The sequence below is a fragment of the Dokdonella sp. GW821-FHT11D02 genome (genome assembly GCF_058808595.1).
This window is the reverse complement of sequence record NZ_CM179520.1, coordinates 2,061,132-2,078,862: the sequence shown is the minus strand read 5'-3', so window position 1 is coordinate 2,078,862 and position 17,731 is coordinate 2,061,132. Positions and strand designations below refer to the sequence as shown.

The following is a 17,731-nucleotide window of genomic DNA, read 5'->3' as shown; positions in this document are numbered from 1 at the left end:
CCGATCCGGTCGATCGGGCGAGATCGAATCGTGCCGAGCGTCACCGACTCGGCGCAGCGTTTTCGAAGGCGTCGCGAAAGATCGTGTCGCCGACCTGCGCTCCCGCAAGCGTAGCCACGGTTCCCAGCGTGGTTTGCACGGCGTTGAAGCCGAGCTCGAAGTCGTCGTCGGAGTAGCTATCGTAAACATCCGTCGACCGGTGCCAATGCGGATTGTTCCAATCGTCATTGCCACGACGGTTCTCGCGCACGCTCAGCGATGCCACTTCATCCCTGAACGACCCATCGTCGGTCGATGTGCTGTTGTTGTAAGCGGTCGAGGGATACCGGGAAGCGTATTCGCCGTTCCAGTGATGCCAGAGTAAGGCCAGCGCACGCGATTCCTCCACCTTCTTCCCCCGCCAACTCCATTCGACATCCAAGTCCGCAAACGGGCTCTGGGCGCCCATCGTAATTCCGAGGGGACCGTGGTCGTACAGCAGCATGTCGTGCTGCAACATGCCGAGCCAGGTCGGCTCCGGATACAGGCCCGAGCTGGGCGGATCTTCGATGCCCTGCAGGCGTTTGCGCTCTTGCACGTAGAGGAACGAACCGTCGTATCCCCATTCTTCGTAGTCCCAAAAAATCAGTCGAATCGATGTTTCCGTTTCGACGTCCGGCGCAGAGAGCACGCGTGCGATCTCCAGCAGCAGGGCGACGCCGGAGCCGTCGTCGTCGGCAGCGCCGCCGCCGCCCTTGCCGTCCAGATGCGCGCTGAGGATGTACATACGATCGGGGTGCAAGGTGCCGATCTTCGTCACGTACAGATTGGAACTGGGGCGCCGAGTTTCATCCGGAAACGGATGAACGTGATACTCGATCGTGTAGCCCAGCGCGCGCAGCTGATCCGCCACCCAAGCTTGCGCACTGGGGAATCGCGGCGATCCCGCGGCACGGTCACCGAAAGACGCAATCGACCGAATGTTCGCTTTGAAGCGATCCAGTTCGAGGCGATTGACCAGAACGCGAGGCGCGCTGGTCGCGGCTACGGGGCTATCGCTCGTCACCACCACATCGTCGATCAGCAACGTGGTCTTTGCTTCGACAGATCCGCTCTTGTTGTTGTAGACGCCGAGCTGCCACCTATGGTCTCCGGCCGCCAGCGCTCCGACCGGAATCACCACTTGCTGCCAACCGGTGCTCGGAGAGAACGTACTTCCCGAACTCGCCTCTCCGCCGAGATGGTCGACGTAGGTCTTGTTGCCGCGCCCGAGGATCTTGCCGTCGACCGCGACCAGTAATCGGCTGAATTCGTTGTAGGTGTGCCTGGCGCCGATCTCGAGCTTGTAGCGAAAGGAGATCGAGACCGCATTCGCCGGAGCCGCCAAGTTCATCGCATAGCACCAGCCGCCGGAGGCGCCGCGAGTCTGACCCGCCGCCACGCCGCCGAGCGTGGTTCGCAGCCCGCCGCTGCCCTTGTAGCCGTCCGCATCCCAACTGCCGGAGGCATAGTCGGGCAGGTTCGTGCCCAAGAACGGATCGTCGCAGTAGACGAATCCGTCTTCGCCGGTCTGGAAATTGGCGGACAGCAAGGTCTCCGCGCCGGCTTGGCCGAACGCGATGAAAAAACCCAAAACCCCGATGCAGCGGAGCAGCGGCTTCATACGACTCCTTCGTCGATCGACCCAGGACACGGCGCGGCGTCTTCCGCCTGCATGGCAGCAACACGACGGCGATGCGTCGGTTCTTTGCGCGAGGAAATCTAGTGCGAGCCTGCGGCCGAGTCGGCACGCTTCGGTAACGACGGAGTATCGGAAAAGTAACGCCGCCCGAACTCGCTTCGACAAGAGGCGAACGAACCTGCGATCGGCACCGCTTCGTCAGACCGCGCCGCTTCCGGACAAGGAAACGCTGCGGTAGCGAACCTGAATCACTGGCTGGTGGCAGTCGCCCGCGTCGGTGTCGACGGCCTGGCTGTAGGCGACCACGCCGGCCGACTTCTCCGACAGCAGTCGCGCTCGCCGACCCGATCGATCTTGCGAGATCGATCCCTGCTACGCGTCACCGGCGCGCCGTGGCGTTTTCAAAGGCATCGCGGAAGATCGTATCGTCACGCATTCGCGCCCCGACGAGCGTAGCCACCGTTCCCAGCGTAGCCTGCACGGCGTTGAAGCCGAGCTCGAAATCGTCGTCGGAATAGCTTTCGTAGACGTCCGTCGGCTGGTGCCAATTGGGATTGTTCCAGTCGCGAGTACCGCGGCGGTTCTCGCGCACGCTGATCGATGCCACCTCGTCCTCGAAATACTCGTCGTCGGTCGCCGTGCTGTTGTCGTAGGCGGTGGAGGGATAGCGGGAGGCGTACTCGCCGTTCCAGTGATGCCAGAGCAAGGCCAACGCCCGAGATTCCACGGCCTTGCGTGCGAACTTTTCCCATTCGACGTCCAAGTCCGCAAAAGGGCCCTGCGCGACCAGTGGATCGCCATCGGGACCGTGGTCGTACAGCAGCAGGTCGTGCTGCAACATACCGAGCCAGGTCGGCTCCGGATACAAACCCGAGCCGGTTGGATCTTCGATGCCTTGCAAGCCGCCACGGTCCTCCACATAGGTACGAGCGCCGTCCGATCCACGCTCTTCGTAGTCCCAGAAGATCAATCGAACCGAAATCCCGGTTTCGACGTCGGGTCCGGCAAGCACGCGTGCGATTTCCAGCAGCAGGGCGACGCCGGAACCGTCGTCGTCGGCAGCTCCGCCGCCGCCGGTGCCATCCAGATGCGCGCTGACGATGTACATGCGATCGGGCTGCGACCTGCCGATCTTCGTCACGTACAAATTGGAAACGGGCGGCATGCTCGAATCCGGGAAGGGATGAACGTGGTACTCGATCGTGTAGCCGAGGTCCCGCAGTCGATCCGCCACCCAAGCTTGCGCATTGACGAATCGTGGCGATCTCGCGGCACGATCACCAAACGACGCGATCGACTGGATGTTCGCCTTGAAGCGATCCAGTTCGAGGCGATCGACCAGAACGCGAGGCGCACTGACCGCGGGCGCAGGATTGTCGCTGGTCATCACGACATCATCGATCAGCAGGGTGGTCGTTGCGCTGGGAGCTCCGCTCTTGTTGTTGTAGACGCCGGCCTCCAATCGATGCGCTCCGGCCGCCAGCGCGCCGATCGGAATCACCACCTGCTGCCAATCGGTACTCGGAGAGAGCCTATTGCTGGGGGGCGAATAGGCATCTCCGCCGAGATGGTCGACATAGCTCTTCTTGCCGCGCCCAAAGATCTTGCCGTCGACCGCGATCAGCAAGCGGCTGTATTCGTCATAAGCATGCCTGTCGCTGATCTGCAGCTTGTAGCGAAAGGAAATCGAGACCCCGCTCGCGGGAGCCGCCAGTTTCATCGCATAGCACCAGCCACCGGAGGCGCCGCGGGTCTGACCCGCCGCCACGCCGCCGAGCGTGGTTCGCAGTGCGCCGGTTCCCTCGTAGCCGTCCGTCGCGGTCCAACTGCCGGAGGCATAGTCGGGCAGGTTCGTACCTAAGAACGGATCGTCGCAGTAGACGAATCCGTCTTCGCCGGTCTGGAAATCGGCCGACAGCAAAGTTTCCGCGCCGGCTTGGCCGCACGCGATGAAAAAACCCAAAACCCCGATGCAGCGGACCAGCGGCTTCATGCATTCCCTCGTCGATCGACCCAGGACACGGCGCGTCTCTTCCACCTGCGCGGCAGGAAGACGACGGCGACGTCTCGGTTCTTTGCACGAGAAAAATCTAATGCGAGCCGGCGAGCGAGTCGCCACGCTTCGGTAACGACGGAGTATCGGAAAGGTAACGGCGCACGAGCGTGCTTCGACAAGTAGCGAGCGGCGCCGTGCTCGGCACCGCTTCGTCGAGCGGCGCCGCTTTTAGGCAAAGGCAAGCTGCCGCAGCGGGCCAGGAATCACCGGCTGGTCGCAGTCGCCCGCGCCGGCGTAGACGGCTTGGTTGCAGGCGACCGCGCCGGCCGACTTCTCCAGCAGCAGTCGCGCTCGCCGCCCCGATCGATCGTGCGAGATCGAACCCTGCTGCGCCTCAGCGGCTCCCGCTGGGGTTTTCAAAGGCGTCGCGGAAGATCGTATCGTCGCGCACCCGCGCTCCGACGAGCGTAGCCACCGTTCCCAGCGTCGCCTGCACGGCATTGAAGCCGAGCGCGAAATCGTCGTTGGAGTAGCTCTCGTAGACATCGGTCGGCCGATGCCAGTTGGGATTGTTCCAATCGTTGGTATCGCGACGGTTCTCGCGCACGCTGACCGATGCCACCTTGTTCTCGAACGACTGATCGTCGGTCGACGAGCTGCGGTCGTAAGCGGTGGAGGGATAGAGGGAGGCGTACTCGCCGTTCCAGTGATGCCAGAGCAAGGCCAACTCCCGAGATTCCGCTGCCTTGCCCGCAGACTTGTCCCATTCGACATCCAAGTCTGCGAAAGGGCTCTGCTTGACGGGCGGATTGTGATCGGGACCGTGGTCGTACAGCAGCATGTCGTGCTGCAGCATGCCGAGCCAGGTCGGCTCCGGATACAGACCCGAGCCCGGCGGATCTTCGATGCCTTGCAGACCGCCACGGTCTTGTACGTAAAAGCGAGAGCCGAGCAAGCCGTTCTCTTCGTAGTCCCAGAAAATCAATCGAACCGAGATCCCCGTTTCGACGTCCGGCCCGGCAAGCACGCGTGCGATCTCCAGCAGCAATGCGACGCCCGAACCGTCGTCGTCGGCGGCTCCGCCGCCGCCGGTGCCGTCCAGATGCGCGCTGACGATGTACATGCGATCGGGCTGCGACCGGCCGACCTTCGTCACGTACACGTTGGAACTGGGAGGCGAGCTCGGATTCGAGAAAGGATGAATGTGGTACTCGACCGTGTAGCCGAGCGACCGCAGCTGATCCGCTACCCAAGCTTGCGCATTGGAGAATCGTGACGTTGACCCCGCGCGATCGCCGAAAGACGCGACCGACCGGATGTTCGCCTTGAAACGATCCAGCTCGAGGCGATCGACCAGAATGCGGGGCGCGCTGACCGCGGGCACCGGGTTGTCGCTCGTCACCACTACGTCGTCGATCAGCAGCGTGGTCTGCGCCTTGGGCGCTCCGCTCTTGTTGTTGTAGACGCCGAGCTGCCACCGATGATTTCCGGCCGCCAGCGCACCGATCGGAATCACCACTTGCTGCCAATCGGTAGTCGGAGAAAGCGTATTGGAAGAATAGTCATCTCCGCCGAGATGGTCGACGTAGTTCTTCTTGCCGCGGCCGAAGAGCTTGCCGTCGACCGCGATCAGCAAGCGGCTGTATTCGTCGTAGGCGTACTTTTCGCTGATCTGAAGCTTGTAGCGAAAGGAAATCGAGACCCCGCTCGCTGGAGCCGCCAGTTCCATCGCGTGGCACCAGCCGCCGGAGGCGCCCTGGGTCTGAGTCGTAGCGAGGTCGCCGAGCGTGGTTTGCAGTGCACCGGTTCCTTCGTAGCCGTCCGTCGCGACCCAGCTGCCGGAGACATAGTCGGGCAGGCTCGTGCCTAAGAACGGATCGTCGCAGTAGACGAATCCGTCTTCGCCGGTCTGGAAATCGGCCGACAACAAAGTCGCCGCGCCGGCCTGGCCGCACGCGATGAAAAAACCCAATAGCCCGATGCAGCGGAGCCGCGGCTTCATGCAGTTCCCTCGTCGATCAACCCAGGACACGGCACGGCGTCTTCCGCGTACGCGGCAGGAAGACGACAACGTGTCGGTTCTTCAGGCGAGGGAATCTAGTGCGAGCCGGCGGCCGAGTCGGCACGCTTCGGTAACGACGAAGTATCGGAAAGGTAACGCCGCCCGAGCGTGCTTCGACAAGCGGCGAGCGGCGCCGTGCTCGATGCCGATTCGTCAGGCCGCACCGATTTCGGACAAGGGTACGCTGCCGTAGCGGGCCAGGATCACCGGCTGGTCGTAGTCGCCGGCGTCGGCGTCGACGGCCTGGCTATAAGCGACCACGCCGGCCGACTTCTCCGACAGCAGCCGCGCTCGGCCGAGCGCGTCCTGGTCGCTGCGGCAGATCACCGCCCGCTCCGGCCACAACTCCCCGCCGACCGCCTTGTAGGTCTCGACCACGTAAATCATTTGCATAGCGCCTCCTGAGCCGGGCGCGCAGACTGCGCGCGCGGCGTCTCAGAAGCCGCGACGAAACGGCTAGCCTGCGACCAGCTCGCGGTATTCCGGGTGGCGCGCCAACCAGGCCACCGAATAGGCGCAGTTCGGCGCCACGCGCCAGCCCTCGCTGCGTGCGGCGTCGAACGCCGTCTTGGTCAGCGCGGCGGCGATGCCGCGCCCGCCGACCGCGTCCGGTACACCGGTGTGGTTGATCGCGAGAACGCCGTCGCGAAGGCGATACTCCAGTACGCACAACACGCCGTCGACGGTGGTCTCGAAACGACTCTGCGCGTCGTTGCGGGTGATCACGTAGTCCTGTGCCATGACAACTCCGATTCGGACGAAAGTGCGAGGCTAGCCGCTTTCGCTCGCGGGTGTAACCTTCGCCATCGCCCTCGTCGAGAACGCCATGTCACGCTTCGCCGCCCATACCACCGCCACGGTCGTTCCCGGCTTGCGTTACCGCAATGCGCTGGCCGCGATCGAATGGCTCTGCCGCGCCTTCGGCTTCGAGAAGCACGCGGTTCACGCCGACGGCGACACCGTGCACCACGCTCAGCTGACTTTCGGCAACGGCATGATCATGCTCGGCTCGGTCGACAACGACAGCGTCTGGGGCCGGCGTATCGTGCAACCCGATGCCATCGACGGCCGCGAAACGCAGGCGCCTTACGTCGTCGTCGCCGACTGCAAGGCGCACTACGACCACGCAAAGGCTGCCGGCGCGGTCATCGTCGACGAATACGAAGTGAAGGACTACGGCGGCGCCGGCTACAGCTGCCGCGATCTGGAAGGACATCTGTGGAGCTTCGGCAGCTACGATCCATGGGCGAAAGACTGACCCTCGCACGCGAGCGATTTCGCAGCGCGGCGTTCGCGCTGCTGCTCGCCGTGCCAGCCTGGTCCGCGCCGGCTTGGGCCGATCGCTACGACGACGCGGAGGCGCTCTACGCCGCCTTGCGCGAACAGCCGTCGGAACGTGCCACCATCGGCGGCGCCGCCATCGACATCGTTTTCGCCGACGGTGCCGCGGGACTCGACCGTGCGCGCGTGCGCCGCTGGATCGAAACCAGCGCGACCGCGGTGACGACCTACTTCGGCCGCTTTCCGACTACTCGTGTCGGCTTGTTGGTGATCGCCGAAGACGGCGACCGCGTCGTCGCCGGCACCACCTACGATCATCCGAGCCCGGCGATCCGGCTGCGTGTCGGGCGCGGCGCCGACGACCAGACCTTGCGCCAGGACTGGATCCTGGTGCACGAGATGGTCCATCTCGCCCTGCCGATGGTGCCGCACCGAAGCAACTGGCTGCTCGAAGGCAGCGCCACCTACATCGAGCCGATCGCGCGCGCGCAGGCCGGCCAGCTCGATCCGGCCGAAGTCTGGCGCTGGACCTTGCGCGACATGCCCAAAGGCCTGCCGCAAGCGGGCGACCGCGGCCTCGACCACACGCCGACCTGGGGCCGCACGTATTGGGGCGGAGCGATGTTCTGGCTGCTCGCCGACGTGCGCTTGCGCGAACGCACGCATGGCCGCCTAGGCGTGCAGGACGCGCTGCGCGCGGTCAATCGCGAGAGCGGCGGCAACATGGCGCGCTGGACGGTCGAGCAAGTCATGACGGCCGGCGACCGCGCGACCGCAACGCAAGTCCTTTCCGAGTTGTACCGCGAGATGGGCGGTGCGCCGATGCCGGTCGATCTCGACGCGCTGTTCGCGCAGCTGGGCGTTGCTTTGCGCGACGGCCGCGTCGTCTTCGACGAGCGCGCTCCGCTCGCCGCGATCCGGCGCCGCCTGACCGCACCGCCCGACGACGCGATCAAAGCGCGCTGACGATTGTCTGGCGCACGACTTCAGCGGCGTTCGTCGCGACGGTTGCCGATGATGATGCGGGCGTGACGCTGGTAGGTGAAGTACGACCAGATCCACTCCCACAACACGGCGATGCGATTGCGAAAACCGATCAAGAAGAACACGTGCGCGATCAGCCAGAACAGCCAGGCGAACATGCCCGACAGACGCAGGCCGCGCAGGTCGACCACCGCGGCCAGGCGGCCGATGGTGGCGAGATTGCCGTAGTCGCGATAACGGAACGGCGCCGGCGCACGCCCGGCCAGGCGCGCGCGTATCGCCTGGCCGACGTAGCTGCCCATCTGCTTGGCCGCCGGCGCCACGCCGGGCACCGGCTTGCCGTCCTGCGTCAGGCTGGCGAGATCGCCGATCACGAACACTTCCGGATGTCCCGGCACCGACAAATCCGGCTCGACCTTGACGCGTCCGGCGCGATCGCGCTCGGCGCCGAGCTGCGCACCGAGCGGCGAGGCCGCGACGCCGGCCGCCCACAGCACCGTGCGCGCGACGATGCGGCGCTCGCCGAGCATCACGCCGCGCGCGTCGATCGCAGTCACCGCCTGCCCGGTCGACACCTCCACACCGAGCCGCTGCAGCTGCGTGCGCGCATTCTCCGACAAGGATTCGGGCATCGACGGCAGCACGCGCGGTCCCGCTTCGATCAGATGCACGTTGGCCGTGCGCGGATCGCTATGACGAAACTCGCGCGGTAGCGTGTGTCGTGCGATCTCGGCCAGGGTCCCAGCCAGTTCGACGCCGGTCGGACCGCCGCCGATGATGACGAAGTTGAGCCACTCGGCGCGCAGCGCCGGATCGTTCTCGCGCTCGGCGATCTCGAACGCTTCCAGCATGTGGCGGCGGATGAAGAACGCATCGTCGAGCGTTTTCAATCCGGGCGCGTGCGCAGCCCATTCGTCGTGGCCGAAGTAGGCGTGGCGCGCACCGGTGGCGACGACGAGAAAATCGTAGTCGAGCGCGTGCCCGGAAAAACTCACGCGACGTGCGCCGACGTCGATGCCGGTCGCTTCGTCCATCAGCACCGTGACGTTGCGCTGCCCGCGCAGAATGTGGCGCAACGGCGCTGCGATGTCCGGCGAAGACAAGCCGGCCATCGCGACCTGGTACAGCAGCGGCTGGAACAAGTGGTGGTTGGTGCGATCGACCAAGGTGATGCGCACCGGCGCCGAGGCCAGCGCGCGCGTCGCCCACAGCCCACCGAAGCCGCCGCCGAGAATCAAAACGTGCGGCGTGTGCGCCGTCGAAGCATCGGATGCGTTCATGCGCTCATTCTGCCCGATCACCCGACGTCGGCGGCAGCGGACTCGCACGCGCGGCCAGCGCGCGATCGAGCGCGACGATCAACAGACCGAGTGCGACGAACAGCACGCCGATACCGACGCCGTTGCGCAGCACCGTGGCGAGCCCGAGCGCGTCGACGTCGAGGAACGGATACGGATACCAGTGCGCCCAGGCGCCTTGCAGTAGCAACCAGCCGAAGAAGGCGATCGGAAACAGTAGCCAGCGCAGCGGATCGCTCCAGCGCAACGCGCCGTGCTCGACGCCGAGCAGCCACCACGCCAGATACGAAAGCGGCGTGCCGTAGTGCAGCACCTTGTCGACCAGCCATTGCGGGCCGGTCGGCATCCAGGTCGATCGCAGCAGGAAGAAGTAAATCAGGCCGGCCACGGCGATGAATAACGCGACACCGCCACGCAACGATGCGGCGGCGAAGAAACGACGAACGCGCGAGTCGCGCCGGCCGAGCGCGAAGCTCGTCGTCAGCGCGACCAGGACATTGCTCAGAATGGTGAAGAAGCTGAAGTAGCGCAGCGTGGCGAGCGCGGGACCGAAATCGTCCCAGGTACCGACCACGAACAGAAAGTACTGCACGATCAGCGCGGCCCAAGCGACCGTGGCGATCGCGACCGCGAGCAGACGAGCGGACTTCGACATGCGAGCTTCGCTTTCGTGACGGAACGCCTCATCATAGCCGCAGCGCATTGCGGCGGCGGTGATGGTATCGAGCCTCACCTACGCCCACTCGGAGCAGCGCACAAAGCCACGCAAATCGAACTAAGCCTCTATCGATCGGACCGCCCCGATGCCCAAATCCAAACCCGCTCCCGACCTGTTCGCCACGTCCTCCGATGCCGGCGCCGGCGTGCGCGTCGGCATCGGCGGCTGGACCTATGCGCCGTGGCGCGACAACTTCTATCCGGCCAAGCTGGTGCAGCGGCGCGAACTCGAATTCGCCAGCCGCGCCTTGACCACGATCGAGATCAACGGCACCTACTACGGTGCGCAAAAGCCGGCCGTGTACGCGAAATGGCGTGCGGAAACACCGGACGGTTTCGTCTTTTCGCTGAAAGCGCCGCGTTACGCGACCGAACGGCGCGTACTCGCCGACGCCGGCAAGACGGTCACCGATTTCATCGAGGGCGGCCTGGCCGAACTCGGTGACCGCCTCGGCCCGATCAACTGGCAGTTCCGGCCGGACAAGGCGTTCGACGCGGACGACTTCGGCGCTTTTCTCGATTTGCTCCCTCCCAAACTGGAAGGCCGCGCGCTGCGCCACGTGGTCGAAGTGCGCCATCCGAGCTTCCGCAGTACTGAGTACCTCGAACTCGCTCGCCGGCATCGCGTCGCGACGGTGTTCACCGATTCGCCGAAGTACCCCTCCTTCGCCGACGTCACCGGCGACTTCGTCTATGCGCGACTGATGTGCAGCGACGCCAAGATCGCGAGCGGCTACGCGCCGGCCGCGCTCGATCGCTGGGCCGCGCGTGCGAGCGCCTGGGCCGCCGGCGGCGAGCCGGATGATTTGCCGCGCGTGCTGCCGGCAAAGGCGCCGGCCGCACCGCGCGAAGTCTTCCTCTATTTCATCAACGGCGCCAAAGAGCGCGCGCCGCATGCGGCGATGGGTCTGATCGAGCGTCTGCGCAAGAACGGCTGATCCGCAACCCGCATCGCCTCATCTGCCGCGCAGGCGCCGCTCCCTCGTCAAAGCGGCTCGTACGGCTGCGTCGCCATCGCATGTTCGAGCGATTCCAACACACTCGGATCGTGCCGAAACATCACCTCGTCGATCGCGGCGAGCGGCACCGCCGTGCAGGACGCATTGGTGAAGAACGCACCACGCAACGTGCCGAGTTCGGCCAGCTCGACGCGCCGAGTGACCGAGGTGATGCCGCGCAGGCGCAATCCGGCCTGCAACAGCTGCATGGAAATGCCGTTGAGCATCGGCGCGTCGGGCCAAACCACGCCGTCGCCGTCGAAGAAGCCGACGTTCCAGATGCTGCCTTCAGCGATCGCGCCATCAAAGCCGACGAACAAGGCGTCGTCGTAACCGCGCGCCTGCGCCAGCCGGCGCTGATGGAACAGCCCGAAGGTGCCGACGTGCTTGATGTGTGGCGCTTCGCGCAAGTAATTCACGCTGCCCACGCGCAGCGGTGTGGCCGCGATGGTGCGCGCCGCAGCGGTCGTGATCAGCACGTCCGGCGCGGCCGGACGCAAGGGGTAGTCGCGGTCGAAGGCGCGCGAGAACACGTTCACGCGCAAGGACAAAGTGGCCGCGTCACCGGCGGCGCGACGCATCCAGGTGCGCAGCTCGTCGGGATCGAGCGCGTGGCCGAACAGTTCCTGCGTCGCCTGCTGCAGACGCCGCAGATGCAAGCCGAGCCCGCGCACGCCGCCCTCGCGCACCTGCATCGAGGTGAAGTGGCCGTAGTTCTGCAGCACCGGCGCGCGCAGGTCGTCGAGCGTGGCCGGTTCGCCGTTGAGTTCGATGCGAGGGTGCTCGGTTCGGTTCATCGCGCGATTGTCGGGCGCGCAGACCGGCGAGAGCAATCGGAGCCAGCGCGGCGTTCGCGGCCGCGCTAGGATGGCGGGTTCGACCCGCTACAAGCCGCCCTCGCCGACCTCGATCGCCATGCCTCTCTCGCCTACCGCCAAAGCCCAATGGCAGATCCACTTCTGCGTGCTCCTGTGGGGCTTCACCGCGATCTTCGGCAAGCTGATCACGCTCGACGCGCTGCCGCTGGTGTGGTGGCGCATGCTGCTGGTGGTCGCCGCATTGGCGCTGCTGCCGCGCGCGTGGCGCGGGCTGCGTGCGATTTCCGGCCGCGCCAAACTCGCCTATGCCGGCATCGGCGTGCTGGTCGCGCTGCATTGGCTGACTTTCTACGGCTCGATCAAGCTCGCCAACGCATCGGTCGGCGCGACCTGCATCGCGCTGGCGACGCCGTTCACCGCACTGATCGAACCCAAGCTGGCACGCCGCCGCTTCTCGATGCGCGAACTTCTGCTCGGCATCGCCGTGCTGCCCGGCGTCGCTCTGGTCGCCGGCGGTCTGCCGAGCGAGATGCGGCTGGGTCTTTTGGTCGGCACCGTTTCGGCGGTACTGGTCGCTTTGTTCGGCTCGCTCAACAAACGCATGGTCGAGCACGGCGACGCGCTCGCGGTGACCGGCCTCGAACTCGGCGCCGGTGCGCTCGCGCTGATGCTGCTCGCGCCGCTCTTGGCGCTGCTGCATCCTGCGCTCGGCGGCGATCCCTTCGTGCTGCCGAACCTGCGCGACGGCGCCTACCTGCTCGCGCTGGCGCTGGCCTGCACCTTGCTCCCGTTCACTTTGTCGCTCGTCGCTCTGCGTCACATGAGCGCGTTCGCCGCTCAGCTGGCGACCAATCTCGAACCGGTCTACGCGATCGTGCTGGCGGCGATCCTGCTCGGCGAACAGAAAGAACTCACGCCGATGTTCTACGCCGGCGCGGCGATCATCCTCGGCGTCGTGTTCGTGCATCCGCTGATCTCACGCCCGCGCAGGATCAGCCAGCCGGAGCTGCTGGCCACGGCCGAGGCGAAGAGCGTCGCTGAATGAGATCGCCCGTCCCCGGCCTTGTCGATTTCGCCGACCGCGGTTCGTCGCATCCTAGAAGGCCGCCTCCCGGCGGTCCCTGAGCAGGAGCAAGTCATGTCTTACGTCGACGGTTTCGTCCTCGCGGTCCCGAAAGCCAATCTGCCGGCCTACCGCCGCCTCGCGCGCCGCGCCGGCAAGGTCTGGCGCGACCATGGCGCACTGCACTACGTCGAATGCGTCGCCGACGACGTCAAAGCCGGCAAGGTCACCTCGTTCCCCCAGGCGGTCAAGCTCAAGCCGGGCGAGGTGGTGGTGTTTTCGTGGGTCGTGTACAAGTCGCGCGCCGAGCGCAACCGCATCGTGGCCAAGGTGATGGCCGATCCGCGCCTGGCCGACATGAGCGATCCGAAGAAGCTGCCGTTCGACGGCATGCGCATGTTCTGGGGCGGCTTCAAGCCGATCATCGACCTCTGAGCGCAGCGCCGCTCTGCGCAGCGCCGCTCTACAAACCCGATGCCTCTTCGATGCATCGAAGAGGCATCTGCTCCTACGACTTCGGAAAGCGGCTTTGAATCGTTCCTTCGTTCGCCTGTTCATCCTTGCTTCGCTGCCATTCCTGAGTCTGCCGGCCTTGGCCGAGCCGGCCGCGACGCCGACACCGACGCAAGCCGCCGTCGCCGCCTTCGTCGACGTCAACGTGATTCCGATGGACAGCGAGCGCGTGCTGTCGCATCAGACCGTGCTGGTGCGCGACGGCCGCATCGAGGCGATCGGCGCAAAGCTGCCGGTTCCCCAAGGCGCGCGCGTGATCGAAGGCCGCGGCCGCAGCTGGCTGACGCCGGGCCTGGCCGACATGCACACGCACGCCGACACCGGCAACGAGATGAAGGTCTACCTCGCCAACGGCGTGACCAGCGTACTCAACATGGGCGAGGCCTCGAACGGATTCATCGGCCAGGTGCGCCCGGCGATCCACACCGGCAAGCGGCCGGGGCCGCACGTCTACGCCGCCTTCGTGGTCGACGGCTCGCAGCGTTACGGCCACTTCACCGTGACCAACGCGGACGAAGCGCGCTGGATCGTGCGCCTGGCCAAGACCAACGGCTACGAGTTCATCAAGGTCTACAACAATCTTTCCGCCGAGGTGTTCGCGGCGCTGATTGAGGAATGCCGCGCGCAAGGTCTGGCCGTGGTCGGCCACGGCGTCACCAGCGTCGGCTTGCAGCGCCAGCTCGACGCCGGCCAGTTGATGGTCGCGCACCTGGAGGAGTTCCTCTACGCCTACTTCGCCGATCCGAACGTGGACAGCGGCGATGCACCGCCCGACGTGCAGCGCATTCCCGCCGCGGTCGAATTGCTGCGCCGCGATCGCGCCTTCGTCACCGCCGACCTCGCCACCTACGCCGCGATCGCGCGGCAATGGGGCAAGCCCGAGGTCGTCGCCGGCTTCCTGCAGCGGCCGGAGACACGCTACCTGGCGCCGCAGCAGCGCATCGAATGGGCCGGCAGCGGCTATGCCAAGCGTCAGGGCAGCCTCGATGCACGATTGGATTTCTTGAAGCGCTTCGCCAAGGCACTGAGCGACGCCGACATCCCGCTGATCGCCGGCACCGACGCGCCGACCATCCCCGGCATCGCCTCGGGTTATTCGCTGCACGAGGATCTGCGCGCGCTCGAACAAGCCGGCCTCAGCCGCTATCGCGCGCTCGCCACCGCCACGCGCACGCCGGGCGAGCTGATCCGCCGCGCGGCGCCGACAGCCGAGCCGTTCGGCACGATCGCGCCGGGCCAGCGCGCCGATCTGCTCTTGCTCGAGAGCAATCCGCTCGACGACCTCGCCGCCCTGCGCAAGCCGCTCGGTGTGATGGCGGCCGGCAAGTGGTACGCGCGCGCCGATCTGCAAGCCTTGCTCGACGAGGTCGGCGCCAGCTACGAGCGCGCCGTGCTACCGCGCCGCGAAGCCGGCACACCTTGACCTCCGGCGCATTCCCAGCGCCCATAAAACGGACTAGTCTGGGCGGATGGCCGGGGTGAACGACGACAAGACGCAGGTGCTGATCCGCGCGGTCGCGCTGCTGCAGCTGAAGCTGTGGCTCGGCGCTGCGCGCGATCTGGCGCTGGTACCGGTGACCCTGATCGCCGCGCTGATCGACATCATCTTCTTGAAGGAAAGCGAGCCGCGCTATCTGCGCCTGGTGTTGCGCTGGGGCGAACGCTTCGACGAATGGATCGACCTCTGGTCGGGTGCGCGCGCCGACGGCGAGCCTTCGCGCGAGAACGTCGACGCCCTGCTCGCGCGCCTGGAAGACGCGGTGCGCGATCCGCAGAACGGCGCGCGCCGCGCGCGCGTGCTCAAGCGCTGGGCCGAGCGCCAGGCCGCACGTGCGCGGCAGCGCGCGGTCGGCGAAATCCAGGCGCGTCTCAGTGCGAGGTCCGAGCCGGGATCGAGCCCGGTGCGGCGCGAATAGGCGGCTGCCCGACCGCACACGGCGTTGTCGAAACCGCCTTCGAGAATTGCGCCGCTCGGTCGGATCGCGTTGAAAATCTGTCGCGCCCATCGCGCGTTGCCGGCCGTCGCCTTGTTCCCACCGACGGCTGTGAAGGTCCCGTTAAACGCCGGACCACACTGACATCGGATCGAAATCCCCGTGCGAACTCTCGGCTTGCCGGCGCGTCTAGGAAGCGGTCGATGCGTCCGGGCGTCGATCTGGCTCGCCCTCGCTCGTCATACGGATGAACCCCTTCCGATCATGAGGCCTCGCGATGAAACTGGTGGTAGGAACGTTCCTGACCTTGGACGGTGTCATGCAGGCGCCCGGCGGCGCGGACGAGGACCGCAGCGGCGGTTTCGAACACGGCGGCTGGCTGGTACCGCACTTCGACGAGCGCATGGGCGAGCTGGTGGCCGGCTGGTCCGAGGCGGCCGATGCGATCCTGCTCGGCCGCAAGACGTACGAGATCTTCGCCGCCCATTGGCCGCACATCGGCGACGAAGACCGCATCGCGGCCAAGCTGAATCGCGTACCCAAGTACGTCGCCTCGCGCACGCTCGACACGCTCAGCTGGAACAACTCGACGCGGCTCGGCGCCGATCTCGCCGCCGAGGTCGCAAGGCTCAAGCGCCAGCCCGGCCGCGAACTGCAAGTGATCGGCAGCGGCGAGCTGATCCAGAGCCTGCTGCGGCACGACCTGATCGACGAATTCCGGTTGTGGGTGTTCCCGCTCGTGCTCGGCCGCGGCAAGCGTCTGTTCGGCGCCGGCGCGATGCCGAGCGCGCTGACCTTGACCGATACGATCATGTCGAGCACCGGCGTCGCGATCCATCTGTATCGCCGCGTGGGCAAGCCGAGTTACGGCTCGTTCCAGCTCGAGCAAGCGCGCCCGGACGAACTCGCGCGGCGACGCGCGCTGACCGCGTCGTAGCGGACTTCGCGCCGAACGAAACGCGACTCGCTGCGTTTGCGCGAGTCGCGCGCTCGTGTATGATCCGCGCCCTCGCAACACCTGTTCGAGGCTTGCCGCTATGAAAAGTGTCTTCAGCATCTAAATAGCGCATCGGCGGACGCCCTACGCGTCCGCTCGTTTTCTTTCGCGCGCCCTCTGCGCGCGCACGCCTCGGATCAATCCAATCATGTCATTTCCTGCCTTTCGCGCCGGCAAGGCCGCGATCGCGTTCATTCTCGTCACCGCCATGCTCGACATCGTCGCCATGGGCATCGTCATCCCCGTGCTGCCGCCGCTGATCGAACAGTTTTCCGGTTCCAGCGCACGTGCCGGCATCATCAACGGCGTGTTCGTCGCGTTGTGGGCGCTGATGCAGTTCGTCGCCTCGCCGATCATCGGCTCGCTCTCCGACCAGTACGGCCGGCGACCGGTGATCCTCATCTCCACCGCCGGCCTCGCCGCCGACTACGTGCTGATGGCGGTCGCGCCGAACCTCTGGTGGCTGGCGTTCGGACGCATCGTCGCCGGCATCACCTCGGCCAGCTTCACCACCGTCAACGCCTACATGGCCGACATCACCACGCCGGAAAACCGCGCGCGCGGCTACGGTCTGATTGGTGCCGCGTTCAGTGCCGGCTTCGTCGCCGGTCCCCTGCTCGGCGGCGTGCTCGGCCAATGGTCGCCGCGGGCGCCGTTCTGGACCGCGGCCGCGATGAGCGGCATCGCGTTCCTGTACGGCGCCTTCATCCTGCCCGAGTCGCTACCGCCGGAACGGCGCATGCCGTTCTCGTGGCAGCGCGCCAATCCGCTCGGTGCGCTGCGCTTGCTGCGTTCGCACGCCGAGCTGAAGGGCTTGGCGGTGGTGAATTTCCTGCTCTACTTCGCCCACCACGTGTTCTCGGCGGTGTTCGTGCTGTACGCCGGCTATCGCTACGGCTTGAACGCCTGGCAGGTCGGCCTGCTGCTGGCCTTGGCCGGCCTGCTCGAACTGATCGTGCAGGGTGTGCTGACCGGCCCGGTCGTGAAACGCTTCGGCGATCGCCGTGTGATGGTGTTCGGCCTGATCGCCGGCAGCATCGGCATCGCCTGCATGGGGTTGGCGCCGAACGCGCTCATGTTCACGCTGGCGCTGATCCCGAACGCGGTGTGGGCGTTGGCGATGCCGACCTTGCAGTCGCTGATGACCCAGCGCGTGTCCGAGTCGGAGCAAGGCCAGCTGCAAGGTGCCAACAACAGCGCCGGCAGCATCGCCGGCGTGATTTCGCCGCTGTTCTTCGGCAGCGTCTACGCCGCCTCGATCGGACCCGAGGCGCCGTTCCCGCATCCGGGTGCGGCGTTCCTGATCGCCGCGCTGGTGTTGTTCGCGAGCGCCTTGATCGGCGCGCACGTCGCGCGCCGTGCGGGGCGAGAGGCGATTGCCGCAGCCGAGTGAGTCAGTCGTACCGCGCC

General features: G+C 66.1%; 17 protein-coding genes. 9 read left to right on the top strand and 8 right to left on the bottom strand.

Going from position 1 to position 17,731, the window contains the following annotated elements; genetic code table 11:
* Nucleotides 1-40 precede the first annotated feature (40 nt).
* From AC3QL3_RS08770 to AC3QL3_RS08750, 5 genes are all read right to left on the bottom strand, one after another.
* On the bottom strand, nucleotides 41-1,672 hold the full coding sequence (locus AC3QL3_RS08770; RefSeq protein ID WP_492898070.1) for a M28 family peptidase: 1,632 nt from the start codon (nucleotides 1,670-1,672) through the stop codon (nucleotides 41-43).
* Between the two features lie 367 nt (nucleotides 1,673-2,039).
* Nucleotides 2,040-3,653 carry a M28 family peptidase gene (locus tag AC3QL3_RS08765; protein WP_492898068.1) on the bottom strand — a complete coding sequence of 538 codons (1,614 nt, stop codon included), beginning with the start codon at nucleotides 3,651-3,653 and terminating at the stop codon, nucleotides 2,040-2,042.
* 397 nt (nucleotides 3,654-4,050) lie between these two features.
* On the bottom strand, nucleotides 4,051-5,658 hold the full coding sequence (locus AC3QL3_RS08760; protein WP_492898066.1) for a M28 family peptidase: 1,608 nt from the start codon (nucleotides 5,656-5,658) through the stop codon (nucleotides 4,051-4,053).
* Between the two features lie 213 nt (nucleotides 5,659-5,871).
* Nucleotides 5,872-6,111, bottom strand: coding sequence for a hypothetical protein (locus AC3QL3_RS08755; RefSeq protein WP_492898064.1), 240 nt, complete (start codon nucleotides 6,109-6,111; stop codon nucleotides 5,872-5,874).
* 63 nt (nucleotides 6,112-6,174) lie between these two features.
* Nucleotides 6,175-6,459 carry a GNAT family N-acetyltransferase gene (locus AC3QL3_RS08750; RefSeq protein WP_492898062.1) on the bottom strand — a complete coding sequence of 95 codons (285 nt, stop codon included), beginning with the start codon at nucleotides 6,457-6,459 and terminating at the stop codon, nucleotides 6,175-6,177.
* Between the two features lie 85 nt (nucleotides 6,460-6,544).
* On the opposite strand from AC3QL3_RS08750, the gene AC3QL3_RS08745 reads away from it, so the two are divergent.
* Both AC3QL3_RS08745 and AC3QL3_RS08740 read left to right on the top strand, forming a co-directional pair.
* A complete protein-coding gene (locus AC3QL3_RS08745; protein WP_492898060.1) occupies nucleotides 6,545-6,976 on the top strand; it encodes a VOC family protein in 432 nt (143 codons plus the stop codon).
* Entirely contained in the window at nucleotides 6,961-7,965 is a 1,005-nt protein-coding gene (locus tag AC3QL3_RS08740) for a hypothetical protein (protein WP_492898058.1), read from the top strand. Before AC3QL3_RS08745 ends, AC3QL3_RS08740 begins: the two co-directional genes overlap by 16 nt.
* 20 nt (nucleotides 7,966-7,985) lie before the next feature.
* Here the strand turns inward: AC3QL3_RS08740 and AC3QL3_RS08735 are convergent, their stop codons facing one another.
* On the bottom strand, nucleotides 7,986-9,263 hold the full coding sequence (locus tag AC3QL3_RS08735) for an NAD(P)/FAD-dependent oxidoreductase (protein WP_492898056.1): 1,278 nt from the start codon (nucleotides 9,261-9,263) through the stop codon (nucleotides 7,986-7,988).
* A 4-nt stretch (nucleotides 9,264-9,267) separates the two neighbouring features.
* Entirely contained in the window at nucleotides 9,268-9,936 is a 669-nt protein-coding gene (locus AC3QL3_RS08730) for a Pr6Pr family membrane protein (protein ID WP_492898054.1), read from the bottom strand.
* A 148-nt stretch (nucleotides 9,937-10,084) separates the two neighbouring features.
* On the opposite strand from AC3QL3_RS08730, the gene AC3QL3_RS08725 reads away from it, so the two are divergent.
* The gene (locus tag AC3QL3_RS08725; RefSeq protein WP_492898052.1) at nucleotides 10,085-10,936 is read left to right on the top strand and encodes a DUF72 domain-containing protein; all 852 of its coding nucleotides are present in this window, start codon (nucleotides 10,085-10,087) and stop codon (nucleotides 10,934-10,936) included.
* A 47-nt stretch (nucleotides 10,937-10,983) separates the two neighbouring features.
* Here AC3QL3_RS08725 and AC3QL3_RS08720 read toward each other — a convergent pair whose 3' ends face one another.
* Nucleotides 10,984-11,793, bottom strand: coding sequence for an aminotransferase class IV family protein (locus tag AC3QL3_RS08720; RefSeq protein ID WP_492898050.1), 810 nt, complete (start codon nucleotides 11,791-11,793; stop codon nucleotides 10,984-10,986).
* A 118-nt stretch (nucleotides 11,794-11,911) separates the two neighbouring features.
* Between AC3QL3_RS08720 and AC3QL3_RS08715 the strand changes: the two genes are divergently transcribed.
* The 6 genes from AC3QL3_RS08715 (at nucleotide 11,912) to AC3QL3_RS08690 (ending at nucleotide 17,714) form a co-directional block, all read left to right on the top strand.
* The gene (locus AC3QL3_RS08715; RefSeq protein ID WP_492898048.1) at nucleotides 11,912-12,859 is read left to right on the top strand and encodes a DMT family transporter; all 948 of its coding nucleotides are present in this window, start codon (nucleotides 11,912-11,914) and stop codon (nucleotides 12,857-12,859) included.
* Between the two features lie 93 nt (nucleotides 12,860-12,952).
* Nucleotides 12,953-13,312 carry a DUF1428 domain-containing protein gene (locus AC3QL3_RS08710; RefSeq protein ID WP_492898046.1) on the top strand — a complete coding sequence of 120 codons (360 nt, stop codon included), beginning with the start codon at nucleotides 12,953-12,955 and terminating at the stop codon, nucleotides 13,310-13,312.
* A 94-nt stretch (nucleotides 13,313-13,406) separates the two neighbouring features.
* The gene (locus tag AC3QL3_RS08705; RefSeq protein ID WP_492898045.1) at nucleotides 13,407-14,813 is read left to right on the top strand and encodes an amidohydrolase family protein; all 1,407 of its coding nucleotides are present in this window, start codon (nucleotides 13,407-13,409) and stop codon (nucleotides 14,811-14,813) included.
* 55 nt (nucleotides 14,814-14,868) lie between these two features.
* Nucleotides 14,869-15,306: a hypothetical protein gene (locus AC3QL3_RS08700; RefSeq protein WP_492898043.1), complete on the top strand. Its 438-nt coding sequence runs from the start codon at nucleotides 14,869-14,871 to the stop codon at nucleotides 15,304-15,306.
* Between the two features lie 295 nt (nucleotides 15,307-15,601).
* Nucleotides 15,602-16,261: a dihydrofolate reductase family protein gene (locus tag AC3QL3_RS08695; protein ID WP_492898041.1), complete on the top strand. Its 660-nt coding sequence runs from the start codon at nucleotides 15,602-15,604 to the stop codon at nucleotides 16,259-16,261.
* A gap of 208 nt (nucleotides 16,262-16,469) precedes the next feature.
* Entirely contained in the window at nucleotides 16,470-17,714 is a 1,245-nt protein-coding gene (locus AC3QL3_RS08690) for a TCR/Tet family MFS transporter (RefSeq protein ID WP_492898039.1), read from the top strand.
* The last annotated feature ends 17 nt before the right edge of the window (nucleotides 17,715-17,731 follow it).